This is a genomic window from Mycobacterium sp. E1214 (assembly GCF_001666755.1).
GTDB lineage: Bacteria > Actinomycetota > Actinomycetes > Mycobacteriales > Mycobacteriaceae > Mycobacterium.
Genome location: NZ_LZJC01000098.1, coordinates 1 through 12134, shown reverse-complemented (window position 1 = coordinate 12134; position 12134 = coordinate 1). Strand labels below are relative to the sequence as shown.

The window sequence follows — 12134 nt, the reverse complement described above, 5'->3', positions numbered from 1 at the left end:
CGTGGTTACATGGACTCGTGCCTGTCACATGCGCTGAGGTGAAGCCGACGACGGACCGCTGTGCGCCACGGTAGGTTACGCACGCTGCGTGGGCTGAACGAGAGCCTGACGGCCCAGCGCGGCCACCAACTGGTCGGCGTCCTGCGCATTCCCGAGGATCACGGGAGCCCCATCCGGGTGATCGTGCGCCGCGTGGCCATCGCGCTGGTGGTGCTGTTCGGCGCGGCGCTCATCGTCTATGCGGACCGCACCGGCTACCGCGACGTGCGCAACGCGCCGCTGACGTTCCTGGACTGCCTGTATTTCTCCGCGGTCTCGCTGTCGACCACCGGCTACGGCGACATCACCCCCTACACCGAGACCGCCCGGCTGGTGCACACGTTAATCTTCACCGCGCTGCGCATCGCGTTCCTGGCCGTCCTGGTCGGCACGACGCTCGAGGTGCTCTCCGAGCGCTCCCGGCAAGGGTGGAAGATTCAGCGTTGGAGGAGCAGAGTGCGCAACCACACCATCGTCATCGGCTACGGCACCAAGGGGAAAACGGCGGTCACCGCCATCCTCGGGGACGAGGCCGCCCAGGGCGACGTCGTGGTCGTCGACACCGATCGCGGCACGCTGGAGGGTGCGGCGAACGCGGGCCTGGTGACCGTGCACGGCGACGCCACCAAGGCCGACGTCCTGCGCCTGGCCGGGGCGCAGCACGCGGCGTCCATCATCGTGGCGACCAGCCGCGACGACACCGCGGTGCTGGTGACGTTGACGGCGCGCGAGCTCGCGCCCACCGCCAAGATCGTGGCGTCCATCCGGGAAGCCGAGAACCAGCACCTGCTGCAGCAGTCGGGGGCGGACTCGGTGGTGGTCTCCTCCGCCACCGCGGGCCGGCTGCTGGGGCTCGCCACCACCACGCCCAGCGTCGTCGAGATGATCGAAGACCTGCTGACCCCGGATGTCGGCCTGGCCATCGCCGAGCGGGAGGTCGAGCAGACCGAGGTCGGCGGCTCGCCGCGGCACCTGCGGGACATCGTGCTCGGGGTGATGCGCGACGGCCGGCTGCTGCGCATCGGCGCGCCCGAGGTGGACGCCGTGGAGGCCACCGACCGGTTGCTGTACCTGCGGAACGCGGGGCACTAGTGGATTTTCAGCTGAGCAGCGTGCCGTTGCTGTCTCGCGTCGGCGCCGACCGGGCCGACCAGCTGCGCACCGACGTCGAGGCCGCGGCCGCGGGGTGGGCGGACGCGGCGCTGCTGCGGGTGGACGGCCGCAGCCAGGTGCTGGTCGCCGACGGCGGGGTGGTGCTAGGGCGGGCGACGGAGCTGGCCGACAAGCCGCCGGCCGAGGCGGTGTTCCTGGGCCGGCTGGAGGACGGTCGCCACGTCTGGGCCGTGCGCGGGGCGCTGCAGGCCCCGGAAGACCAGGGGGTGCGCGCCGAGGTGGTCAACCTGCGCGGCCTCGGCCCGGTGTTCGACGACACCAGCAGTCAGCTGGTGTCGACGGCCGTTGCGCTGCTCAATTGGCACGACAGGGCGCGCTTCAGCGCGGTCGACGGCTCGCCGACACGGCCGGCGCGGGCGGGCTGGGCGCGGGTCAACCCGGTGACCGGCCAGGAGGAATACCCGCGCATCGACCCCGCGGTGATCTGCCTGGTCCACGATGGCGGCGACCGGGCGGTGCTGGCCCGTCAGACGGTGTGGCCGGAGCGGATGTTCTCGTTGCTCGCCGGGTTCGTCGAAGCCGGGGAGTCCTTCGAGGTGTGCGTCGCGCGGGAGATCCACGAGGAGATCGGCCTGACGGTCCGCGACGTGCGGTACCTGGGCAGCCAGCCGTGGCCGTTCCCGCGGTCGCTCATGGTCGGCTTCCACGCGGTGGCCGACCCCACCGAAGAGTTCGCTTTCAACGACGGCGAGATCGCCGAGGCGGCGTGGTTCAACCGCGACGAGGTCCGTGCGGCGCTGGCGCAGGGCGACTGGTCGAGCTCGTCGGACTCGAAACTGCTTCTGCCCGGGTCGATTTCGATTGCCCGCGTGATCATCGAATCGTGGGCGGCGATCGGCTGAGGGCTACTTGACGCGCTCGGTGATGGTCTGCAACACCCGGTGGGCGATCTGGTCGGTCGGCTCGATGCCCAGTACCCCGACGGAGGCCAGCACGGTGTTCTTCGCCCGGTACATGTGACTCCAGCCCTCCGAGGAGAGCTGCAGGGTCGACGGGTCGGGCTTGCTGAGAGTGAACTCGTAGGCCTTGTCATGCAGGGAGGCGCACTGTCCCAGCGTCGATTGCAGCTGAGTCAGCGCGTCGCGCGCCGCGTCGGCGTCGCGGTACAGCGCGACCGCGTGGGTGACCTCGTTGATCGGGGCGATGCCGCCCGGCCGCAGGTCGTCGGTGGTGCCGCTGTAGGCGACGGCGCGGAACTCCTTCCACCCGGCGGTGAACGTGAGGTCGCTGCTGCCGACCGCCCGGCAGGGGCCGGGGGCGTTCAGATTGCCGGGCACCGGGTGGTGCCGGTCGGCGTACGAATACGGTTGCAGGCCTTCGAAGTTGGCGATGTGCCGGACGTCGTCGAGGCTGACGATCAGCGACTCGGCGTAGGCGTGCTCGGGCGGCTCGACCCGCAGGTCGATCGGCGGATCCGCGCACGCCGACGCCAGGGCCACCAGGCCGCAAACCACGGCGGTGGCCAGCGTCCTGGCGAGGCGGGAGAGACGGAGCAGAAAGGGAAGGGGTGTCGGCGCGACGCGATCCGGCCGGAGACTCGACGCCATGGTCAGTATCGTACGGGCGTCGCGCCCGGGCGCCGCAGCGCTCAGGCGCCCGCTTCGGCCAGCTTCGCCTTCACCTGCGCCGCGCTCGGGTTGGTCAGGGTCGACCCGTCGGCGAACTTGACCGTCGGCACGGTCTTGTTGCCGCCGTTGACCGAGCCGACGAACTCCGCGGCCGCCGGGTCGTGCTCGATGTCCACGGCCTCGTAGGCGATGCCGTTGGACTTGAGCACCGTCATCAAGCGGTGGCAGTAACCGCACCAGGACGTGGTGTAGACGGTGAGCGGGGCTGTGGTCATAGTTCGTTAACGTAGCCCGGCGACGCAGTGTTCCGCGCAGCGGGATGCGCAGGAGTCGGGCGCTGTGGTGGGCCCGGCGACGCAGTGTTCCGCGCAGTGGGATGCGCAGGAGTCGGGCGGTGTGGTGGGCCCGGCGGCGCAGTGTTCCGCGCAGTGGGATGCGCAGGAGTCGGGCGGTGTGGTGGGCCCGGCGACGCAGTGTTCCGCGCAGCGGGATGCGCAGGAGTCGGGCGCTGGCGCGGCAACTCGCCGGGCGACACGCGGAGCCACGCGGGCGGCCCGCGGCGGTGCCGACCGTTTGTCGGTCGCGGCTGCCAGTATGGGAGGCCGATATGGACGCCATGCCGACGGTCGTTGACCCGCTCACCGCCGCCCTCGATGAGGAGCAACGCGAAGCCGTGCTGGCGCCGCGCGGCCCGGTGTGTGTGCTCGCGGGCGCCGGCACGGGCAAGACGCGCACCATCACGCACCGGATCGCCCAGTTGGTCGCCGGTGGCCATGTGGCCGCCGGGCAGGTCCTGGCGGTCACGTTCACCCAGCGCGCGGCGGGGGAGATGCGCGCGCGGCTGCGCGCGCTCGACGCCACCGCCGGCACCGGCGTCGGCGCGGTGCAGGCCCTCACTTTCCACGCGGCCGCGCGTCGGCAGCTGCGGTACTTCTGGCCGCGGGTGGTCGGCGACACCGGCTGGCAGCTGCTGGACAGCAAGTACGCCGTCGTCGCCCGCGCGGCCAGCCGCAGCCGGATCAACGCCAGCACGGACGACATCCGGGACCTGGCCGGCGAGATCGAATGGGCCAAGGCGTCGCTCGTCGGGCCGGAGGAGTACCCGGCCGCCGTGGCCGCCGAGGGCCGCGACACCCCGCTGGACGCCGCCCGCGTCGCGACGGTCTACGCCGCCTACGAGGCGCTCAAAGCCCGCGATGACGACGTCACGCTGCTCGACTTCGACGACCTGCTGCTGCACACCGCCGCCGCGATCGAAAACGACTCCGCCGTCGCCGACGAGTTCCGCGACCGCTACCGCTGCTTCGTCGTCGACGAGTACCAGGACGTCACCCCGCTGCAGCAGCGGGTGCTCACGGCGTGGCTGGGCGACCGCGACGACCTGACCGTCGTCGGCGACGCCAACCAGACCATCTATTCGTTCACCGGCGCGACGCCGCGGTTCCTGCTCGACTTCTCGCGGCGTTACCCCGACGCCAGCGTGGTGCGCCTCGAGCGGGACTACCGCTCGACCCCGCAGGTGGTGTCGCTGGCCAACCAGGTGATCGCCGCGGCTCGCGGCCGGGTGGCCGGCAGCAAGCTGCACCTGCTCGGCCAGCGGCCACCGGGTCCGGCGCCGGCGTTTCGCGAGCATCCCGACGAGCCGGCCGAGGCCGCCGCCGTCTCGGCCGAGATCGCGCGGCTCATCGAGTCCGGCACCCCGGCGTCGGAGATCGCCGTGCTCTACCGCGTCAACGCGCAGTCGGAGATCTACGAGGAGGCGCTGACCGAGGCGGGCATCGCCTACCAGGTGCGCGGCGGCGAGGGCTTCTTCACCCGCCAGGAGATCAAGCAGGCGTTGCTGGCGTTGCAGCGGGCGGCGGAGCGGGGCGCCGAGGGCCCGCTACCCGAGGTGGTGCGCGCCGTCCTCGAGCCGCTGGGCCTGACGGGCGAGGAGCCCGACGGCACCCGCGCGCGGGAGCGTTGGGAGGCGTTGTCCGCGCTGGCGGAGCTGGTCGACGTCGAGGTGGCGCAGCGTCCGCAGCTCGACCTGCCCGGGCTGCTCACCGAGTTGCGGCTGCGCGCCGACGCGCGTCACCCACCGGTGGTCCAGGGCGTCACGCTGGCGTCGCTGCACGCCGCGAAGGGGCTCGAGTGGGACGCGGTGTTCCTGGTCGGGCTGGCCGACGGCACGCTGCCCATCTCGCACGCGCTTTCGCACGGCCCGGAGAGCGAGGCGGTCGAGGAGGAGCGCCGCCTGCTCTACGTGGGGATCACCCGGGCGCGGGTGCATCTGTCGCTGAGCTGGGCGCTGTCGCGGACCCCGGGCGGGCGGCAGAGCCGCAAGCCGTCGCGGTTCCTCAACGGCATCGCCCCGCAGACCCGCGCCGACGCGATGCCCACCAAGGCGCGGCGCACCCGTGGGGCCGCGACCCGGTGCCGGATCTGCAACCGGGAGTTGAGCACGCCCGCGGCGGTCATGTTGCGGCGATGCGAGACCTGCGCCGGCGACGTCGACGAGGACCTGCTGTTGCGACTCAAGTCGTGGCGGACGGACGTCGCCAAGGAGCAGAAGGTGCCCGCCTACGTCGTCTTCACCGACAACACGCTGATCGCGATCGCCGAGCTGCGGCCCGGCGACGAGGAGGCGCTCATCGCGATCCCCGGCATCGGCGCGCGCAAGCTCGAGCAGTACGGGTCGGACGTGCTGAGCCTGGTGCGGGGGCGCTGAGGCCTGCGCCGCAGGTCAGAAAATCGTTTGTGGTTCGCGCGGCCGAGCGTTTACCCTCAGAATCGCAGTCCGGAGAAGGAAGGGAGGTGGCCACGATGCTCGTCGACGTATTCGGTGTAGGCGTGGTCGGCGCGGCGCTGTCCGCGGGTACCTCCCGTTCGGCCGCCCGAAAGGCCGCCGCCTGGGCGGCCGGTGCCAAGCATCGCGCCGCCGCGACCGACGCGTCCGTGGATCGGGGTCACCGCTAGACCCCCGTCTTCCCCCGAAATGGCCACGGACCCGAAAGTCAAGGATCCGTGGCCATCTTTGTCGGGACTGCATCCCCGCCCACACCTGGTCCGGATCACCACGAAGCCCCGATCAGGAAGCAGGTGAGCAGGACATGTCGGCATCGCCGGTCCCCAGACAGCCGTCGCTGGAATTGCCTTGTCACGCAGGCGATCCGGACCTTTGGTTCGCCGAGGCCCCCACGGACCTGGAGCGGGCCAAGACGCTGTGTGCGCGCTGCCCGGTGCGCCGGCAATGCCTGGCGGAGGCGCTGGACCGCGCCGAGCCGTGGGGGGTGTGGGGCGGTGAGATCTTCGAGCGCGGCGCCATCCTGAGCTACAAACGCCCCCGCGGGCGTCCCCGCAAGGACCGGGGCGCCGACGAGGTCGCCGCCTAGCTAGCGGCTGCCCGACTCCGTCGAGCTGGGCAGCGGCTCGGCGAAGCCGGGAATCAGCTCCTCGGAGAGCGCCCTGATCGGCACGTGCGCGTCGAGCTGGCACAGGATCGCGGCCACCGACATGATCACCCGCATCGGGATGGCCAGCTTGGGCGGCAAATCCATCTGCCGGGCGGTCCTGATCTGCGACACCGACCGGTCCACCTCGACGCTGGTCATCTTCTGCAACCACTTGCGGTTGTAGTGGAAGACGTCGACCTCGATGGGTTCAACGTAGGCGCGCAGCATCTCGTCGATGTCGCGCTCGGAGACCTGCCGCCCCTTCTGGATGAACCCGACCTTCTCCATCGTCGGCAGCAATACCGCGTAGTTCTTGTCGAGGGCCGACCGCATGATGACCCCGAGTTCGACGGGGAAGCCGTCGGGCAGCGGAGCCACGGCACCGAAGTCGATGACGCCGATCCGCTCGTCGGGCAGCAGCATGAAGTTTCCGGGGTGCGCGTCGCCGTGCATCATGCCCACCCGCCGCGGCGCGTCGAAGGTGAGTTCCAGCAGGCGGGTGCCGATGAGGTCGCGCTGTTCGGTGGTGCCGTGGCGGATGATCTCGGCCATCGGGATGCCCTGGATCCACTCCTGCACCACCACCTTGGGGGCGCTGGCGACGATGCGTGGCACCGCGAAGTGCGGGTGGTCGGCGTAGGCCTTGGCGAACGCGCGCTGATTGTCGGCCTCCAGCCGGTAGTCGAGCTCCATCTCGGTGCGCTGGATCAGCTCGTCGACCACCCCCTGGACGTCGGCGCCGGGGGAGAGCTGCTTGAGCACCCCGACCATGCGCTGCATGGTCTTGAGGTCGGCGCGCAGCGCCTCGTCGGCGCCCGGGTACTGGATCTTGACGGCCACCTCGCGGCCGTCGGACCACACCGCCTTGTGCACCTGCCCGATGCTCGCCGAGGCGACGGGCTTGTCGTCGAACGAACGAAACCGTTCCCGCCACTTGGTGCCCAGTTGCCCGTCGAGCACCCGGTGCACCTTGTTGGCGGGCAGCGGCGGGGCGTCCTTCTGCAGCTTGGTCAGCGCCTCGCGGTAGGGCTCGCCGTACTCCTCGGGGATGGCCGCTTCCATCACCGACAGCGCCTGGCCGACCTTCATCGCCCCGCCCTTGAGCTCGCCGAGGACGGTGAACAGCTGGTTGGCGGCCTTCTCCAGCAGCTCGGCCTGGACCTCGTCCCTGGACTTGCCGGTCAGCCGCTTGCCGAAGCCGAGCGCCGCCCGGCCGGCGAATCCGACCGGGATGCTGGCCAGCTTCGCGTTGCGCGCAGCGCGGCCACGCTTGATGTCTGCCACGTCTCCCATCATCCACGACGGTCGGGGGGCCGCGCTGTCGATCCGGTAACACCCGCTGGCGCCCACCTCGGCATCGGCGCTGCCCGTGTGCCGAACGGCACAGTCGGTGGGTGCCGGTGCGCCCGGCCAGGCTGGCGTCAGCACGCACACAGGGGATGCCGCGCCCAGTGCCGGGTGACGATTGTGCCGGCCGCCACGTCGAATTCCAGTGTGGCGTTGAGGGTCTGGGGCGGCTGCGGATCGGGGACGGCCTGTCGGCCGCGCACGGCCGCGATCACCCGGTTCACCTGGCCGAGCGCGAGCGCCGCCGTGGCCAGCACGGTGGCCCGGTCGGCCACCCCGACGGTCTCGCGCAGCTGGGCGCAGATCGCGGGCCATGCCTCGTCGCGGTCCTTGCGGTGCAAGTCGGCGCAGGTCAGGCAGCTGGTGACCCCCGGGATCACCAGCGGCCCCACCAGCCCGGTGCCGTCGCGCACCCGCACCGGCAGGTGCGCCACGCCCTGGCTGTGCAGGTCGCGGACCAGGCGGGGATCGGCGACCAGGTAGTCCGCCAGCACCACCAGGTCGGTGTCGGCGGCCGAGACGCCGGCGTGCGGTTGGCTGCTGTGCGCCAGGCGGGCGCCCGAGCGGCGCAGCGCCTCCACCAGCAGCTCGGACAGCGGCCCGCGGCCGTGCACCCGCACCGACGGCGCCCGCCCGGGCGTGGGCCCGCTTTCGGTGGCGACGCCCGCGCCGACGAGCTGGGCGACCAGCTGGGTCAGGCCGTCGGCGTCGCGCAGGCCGCGCTCGCGCGCCCGTCGCTGCAGTTCGCCCAACGGGGTGGGGGAGGACATGGAGCGCAGCAGGCCCGCCAGTTCGGCGGCGGCCAGGCCGGCGGGCGGCCGGACCAGCACCGCGCGGCGCGGGTCCCAGCCGACCTGGACGGCGCCGTCGGGGCGCAGCAGGACGGGCAGCGCGGGGTCCAGCGCGTAGGAGGCGACGGCCGAGGGCATCGCCGCAGGATGCCACGGCGACGGCGACCGGCACGTTCAGTTGTCCACAGGGTCGCGTCGTCGCAGGTCGTTCGGTGTCGCCCCGCGGGCACCGGCGCGGCGAGCGGGCCTAACCCGTCAGGGCTGGGCGGCCGGCGGGGGCGGCGGCGCGCCGAACGGTCCCGGTGCCGGCTCCTCTTGCGGGCTCGGCGGAACCATCGTCACCGTCTGGGGCAACGGCGACAGGGTCACCGTCTGCGGCGGCGGCGCTTTCGGCGGCGGCTCGGTGGTCGGGATGGTGACCGGCCGGCGCGGCGGTGGGGCCGCGGGCGGTGCACCCGCGCCGCCGGCGGGGGCGGCGCCGATCATCGACGCGACGATGGTGCCGTGCGCGTCGCAGTCCGACAGGCCGTCGCCACCCATGATGTAGTCGCCACCCGGAATCAGGTGCGGGAACCGCGGGTGCGGGCTCACACCGGTGTCGATGACCGCGACCTTCACCCCGGCGCCGCGGCCGAACTGCCACGCCTCCTGCAGGTTCAACATGTCCATGTACTTGGGCTGTACGTGGAAGTCCGAGCCCGGCAGCACGCCGACCTCGGTGCAGTAGGCGGTCTGCTTCATCGGGGCCGGTGGCCCCGGCGGGCCGTCGGGCGGCACCGCCCCGGCATCAATGGTCGGCGGCGAGACGGCGTACGCGGGCGGCATGCCGCCCAAGGCGCCGGACGCAAGTAAGACGGCGGCAAGGGCCGCGCCGGACGCGCGACCCCGCCACCTCTTGTCGTTAGCGGTAACGGATGGCTGCATAGACGTTCATCAACCACAATGCCAGCGGGAAGATCGGCATGAGGCAGAGGTATTCGATCCATTCCACGAACTTGCGGAACAGCGGGCTGTAGATCGAGTTCGGCACCACGGCCGCGGACGTGAGGCCCGCCGCGGGCAGCAGCACCAGGATCGCCGCGCTGATCGAAACCGCGAGGCCGGATTGCAGCACCAGCGCGTACCGCAACACCACCGCGGCGACGATCAGGACAGCGGTTCCGGCCAGGGTGATGGCCTGCCAGCGGTCGACGTAGGAGCGGCCGCGCAGCATCAGGAAGCCGGCGCTGAAACCGGCCAGCAACACGGGCAGCCAGCGCTGGCCGGTGTGCGGGTCCGACAGCGCGGTCAGCGAGACGATCATCAGCACGCCCAGCCCGGTCAGCAGCCCGGTCAGGAACGAGCGGGCACGCTCGGCCTGGGTCAGCACGTCGCGAACCGAGGCGGGCCCCTCCAGGACCGGCGGGCCACCGTCGGAACGCACCACCGTGGTGGGCAGGTCCGGACGCGCCTCGAACACCCAGCGGCTGGTGGCCGACGGGAACACGGGCAGCCGGATCCCGGCCAGACGGCGGGCGATCGAGGGGGCGCTCTGGTACACCAGCACGCTGACCAGCACGACCGTGGTCAGCAGCGTCACGGCGCTGGTCATGGCGACCATCCGGGCCAGGGCGGCGATCGCGGTCACCAGGCTCACGGTGACGATCGCGGTGTAGATGCCCAGCCGACGACCGGTGAACCGCAGGGCCAGCATCGCGCCGACGGTCAGCACGCCGAAGCCGAGCACGGCGTGCGGCGATCCCACCCCACCGGGCGGCGCCGACGCGGCGGACACCGAGATCGGCGCCAGGCTGCTCAGCAACATGATGTCGGCGACGCGACGGTCCTGTTGTGTGCGGGCGCGCATCAGCAGCATCAGCGCGACGCCCAGGGCCAGCAGGCCGATCACCCCGGCGTAGACCGTGGGCAACCACGAGTTGTGGTGCCACCGCCACCAGCCGAGCAGGCCGGCGGCGGTGGTGACGCCGATGCCCACCATCGAGGCACCGACCTGGACCGCGACGACGGGGTCGATCGCGGCGAAGCGCTTGCTCAGGTCCGCGGCGACCGCGGTCGAGATGTGCTCGATGACCTGCGAGCGGTGCTCGGTGTCCGGGATGAACCGGATCCAGAGCCGGTCGCCGTCGTAGACGTCCTGTTCGGCGAGGGAGGTGGTGGCCCGCAACGGCGACCCATCGACCAGGCACAGCGCCCAACGGCCGCGGCCCTTGGCCTCCAGCGGGCTCTCGCCCAGCTCCCGGAGCCGGCTGTTGACCACCTTCAACAGCGGCTCGGTCATCACCGAGACGGGGGCGTTGGCGTCCAGCAGGACACCGATCTGGACGCCGGCGCCGGCCATGACGCCGACGACTACCGCCTGAGGCTGTGAGATTCCCTCGACGTCAGGCTGTGGTGCTTCAACAACTACCGCAGTCATCGCCCTGCACTTTCTACCGTGATGATTGAGTAACCCCGTGCCGCCCGTCGCGCGGGAGTCTGTGCCGATGCACTCACCGAGGCGTTGCGACGCCGGTGACCGCGCGGCCCGACTGTTTCGGATTTCATCTGCCTCGCCTTGCGATTAAGAGTGTGGTGACACTGGCTAAAGGTTTGCTGCTGCTCTTTGCAAGAAGTATGCCGTGTCGGCATCTCAACCGCATGTTGAGTGCAAAGGCGTTGGTAAACTCTATGTTTCATCGAATGTCACACGCGACTGTGCGTTTTCCACTCGCCGTACGGAAGGGTGTCCAGCACAGTCTTGACGCCGACCTGCACGAGTTGCGGGGTCGCCGGGCAGATCGCCAGCCACGCCTCCCCCGAACCCGCCGTCCGGGCCTGCTGATAGAGCGCGATCCGGCCGCCCGACCCGTCCTTGAGGGACAGCACCGACGCGCTGGGGCCTTTGGCGTCGTCCCGGTACTGCCGGGCGTATACCGCGACCTCGGCTGCCGGGTCCGACAGCGCCTGCCCCAACGCCGCCACGGTGGCCGCGCTGATCCCCATGCGGCGCAGGTCGCCACCGGAGAAGACGTTGAAGCCGGACTCCTGCCACGACTTGGTCGCTTCGAGCATCTCTTCCAGCGGCACGTTGACCGCGTTGATGGCCGCCGGCTCCGCGTGGTGGATCGACTCCAGGGCGTCGATGACCAGCGACGCGATCGACGCGCTGTCGGCCACCGCGACATCGTCGACGGTGATGTCGCCGCCGACTCGCACCGCGGAGACCCAGTGCTGGCCGCGGCGCGCCAAGACCACCCGGAATTCGTTGTCGGGGATGTCGCGCGAACCGGGCGGCTGGTTCTCGTCGTCCACCACCCCGTAGAGCAGCTTGCCCCGGGACAGCAGGGCGACGACCTCGAGGTCGGGCGCGGCGAGCACTCTCATCCGGGCGGCAACGTGCTCGATCACCTCATCGTTTTCGACGATGCCCTGCTCGCGCATCACGGCCATGCCGGGATGCTCGTTGAGCCAGTCGCTCGAGTCGGTGGAGACATACGGGCGGCACCGCAGTTCCGGTGCCACATGCCGGATGTCGAGCAGTGCCTGAAGCATCCAGAAACCGTCGACGTTGACGGTGATGTCGGTGCGGGTGCTCTGTTGGTCCATCGATACCTCTGTCGGTCCCTAGCCGGTCCCCAAAACTTTCAGGGGCTCAAACTGCACGATAACCGCAGGACGCGGCAGCACACCACTTCCGGGTGTGCTGCCGCGCCTGAGGTTGCGGTTAGGCCCAGCTGGACCCGACGGCGCTGTCCGTGCTGGCCATGTTGCTGCCGGCACTTTGCACCTTCTGGCCGTGGGAG

General features: G+C 71.1%; 11 protein-coding genes and 2 pseudogenes. 5 read left to right on the top strand and 8 right to left on the bottom strand.

Features of this window, described 5'->3' with window-relative positions; all coding sequences use genetic code 11:
- Nucleotides 1-60 precede the first annotated feature (60 nt).
- A complete protein-coding gene (locus tag A5700_RS14465; RefSeq protein WP_068070364.1) occupies nt 61-1131 on the top strand; it encodes a TrkA family potassium uptake protein in 1071 nt (356 codons plus the stop codon).
- Nucleotides 1131-2054 carry an NAD(+) diphosphatase gene (gene nudC, locus A5700_RS14460; protein ID WP_068070365.1) on the top strand — a complete coding sequence of 308 codons (924 nt, stop codon included), beginning with the start codon at nt 1131-1133 and terminating at the stop codon, nt 2052-2054. The genes A5700_RS14465 and nudC overlap by 1 nt, the downstream gene beginning before the upstream one ends.
- 3 nt (nt 2055-2057) lie before the next feature.
- On the opposite strand, the gene A5700_RS14455 is transcribed toward nudC, so the two are convergent.
- Together A5700_RS14455 and mrx1 are read right to left on the bottom strand one after the other, a co-directional pair.
- Nucleotides 2058-2759, bottom strand: a complete 702-nt coding sequence (locus A5700_RS14455; RefSeq protein WP_082960501.1) for a sensor domain-containing protein — start codon at nt 2757-2759, stop codon at nt 2058-2060.
- Between the two features lie 41 nt (nt 2760-2800).
- Nucleotides 2801-3055 carry a mycoredoxin Mrx1 gene (gene mrx1 / locus A5700_RS14450; RefSeq protein WP_068070367.1) on the bottom strand — a complete coding sequence of 85 codons (255 nt, stop codon included), beginning with the start codon at nt 3053-3055 and terminating at the stop codon, nt 2801-2803.
- Nucleotides 3056-3396: 341 nt separating this feature from the next.
- On the opposite strand from mrx1, the gene A5700_RS14445 reads away from it, so the two are divergent.
- From A5700_RS14445 to A5700_RS14440, 3 genes are all read left to right on the top strand, one after another.
- A complete protein-coding gene (locus tag A5700_RS14445) occupies nt 3397-5490 on the top strand; it encodes an ATP-dependent DNA helicase UvrD2 (protein WP_197502845.1) in 2094 nt (697 codons plus the stop codon).
- Between the two features lie 86 nt (nt 5491-5576).
- Nucleotides 5577-5738, top strand: coding sequence for a hypothetical protein (locus A5700_RS26120; protein WP_156671218.1), 162 nt, complete (start codon nt 5577-5579; stop codon nt 5736-5738).
- Between the two features lie 134 nt (nt 5739-5872).
- The gene (locus A5700_RS14440) at nt 5873-6154 is read left to right on the top strand and encodes a WhiB family transcriptional regulator (RefSeq protein ID WP_068070369.1); all 282 of its coding nucleotides are present in this window, start codon (nt 5873-5875) and stop codon (nt 6152-6154) included.
- Here the strand turns inward: A5700_RS14440 and A5700_RS14435 are convergent, their stop codons facing one another.
- From A5700_RS14435 to A5700_RS14410, 6 genes and pseudogenes are all read right to left on the bottom strand, one after another.
- Nucleotides 6155-7510: an AarF/UbiB family protein gene (locus tag A5700_RS14435; RefSeq protein WP_156671222.1), complete on the bottom strand. Its 1356-nt coding sequence runs from the start codon at nt 7508-7510 to the stop codon at nt 6155-6157.
- Between the two features lie 125 nt (nt 7511-7635).
- Nucleotides 7636-8490, bottom strand: coding sequence for a cyclodehydratase (locus A5700_RS14430; RefSeq protein ID WP_068204814.1), 855 nt, complete (start codon nt 8488-8490; stop codon nt 7636-7638).
- Nucleotides 8491-8610: 120 nt separating this feature from the next.
- Nucleotides 8611-9276: pseudogene (locus tag A5700_RS14425) on the bottom strand (S8 family serine peptidase); the annotation flags it as partial.
- Complete coding sequence (gene eccD / locus A5700_RS14420) at nt 9254-10768, bottom strand: type VII secretion integral membrane protein EccD (protein WP_068075019.1); 1515 nt, start codon at nt 10766-10768, stop codon at nt 9254-9256. The pseudogene A5700_RS14425 and the gene eccD, both read right to left, overlap by 23 nt.
- Nucleotides 10769-11034: 266 nt before the next feature.
- Nucleotides 11035-11937, bottom strand: a complete 903-nt coding sequence (locus A5700_RS14415; protein WP_068075017.1) for an ESX secretion-associated protein EspG — start codon at nt 11935-11937, stop codon at nt 11035-11037.
- 118 nt (nt 11938-12055) lie between these two features.
- Nucleotides 12056-12134 (bottom strand): annotated as a pseudogene (locus A5700_RS14410) (type VII secretion protein EsxI); the annotation flags it as partial.

Excerpts from the sequence above, each read along its gene's own strand:
- A5700_RS14455 (WP_082960501.1), bottom strand. The coding sequence starts at position 2,759 with ATGGCGTCGAGTCTCCGGCCGGATCGCGTCGCGCCGACACCCCTTCCC.
- mrx1 (WP_068070367.1), bottom strand. The coding sequence starts at position 3,055 with ATGACCACAGCCCCGCTCACCGTCTACACCACGTCCTGGTGCGGTTAC.
- A5700_RS14445 (WP_197502845.1), top strand. The coding sequence starts at position 3,397 with ATGCCGACGGTCGTTGACCCGCTCACCGCCGCCCTCGATGAGGAGCAA.
- A5700_RS14440 (WP_068070369.1), top strand. The coding sequence starts at position 5,873 with ATGTCGGCATCGCCGGTCCCCAGACAGCCGTCGCTGGAATTGCCTTGT.
- A5700_RS14435 (WP_156671222.1), bottom strand. The coding sequence starts at position 7,510 with ATGATGGGAGACGTGGCAGACATCAAGCGTGGCCGCGCTGCGCGCAAC.
- A5700_RS14430 (WP_068204814.1), bottom strand. The coding sequence starts at position 8,490 with ATGCCCTCGGCCGTCGCCTCCTACGCGCTGGACCCCGCGCTGCCCGTC.
- eccD (WP_068075019.1), bottom strand. The coding sequence starts at position 10,768 with ATGACTGCGGTAGTTGTTGAAGCACCACAGCCTGACGTCGAGGGAATC.
- A5700_RS14415 (WP_068075017.1), bottom strand. The coding sequence starts at position 11,937 with ATGGACCAACAGAGCACCCGCACCGACATCACCGTCAACGTCGACGGT.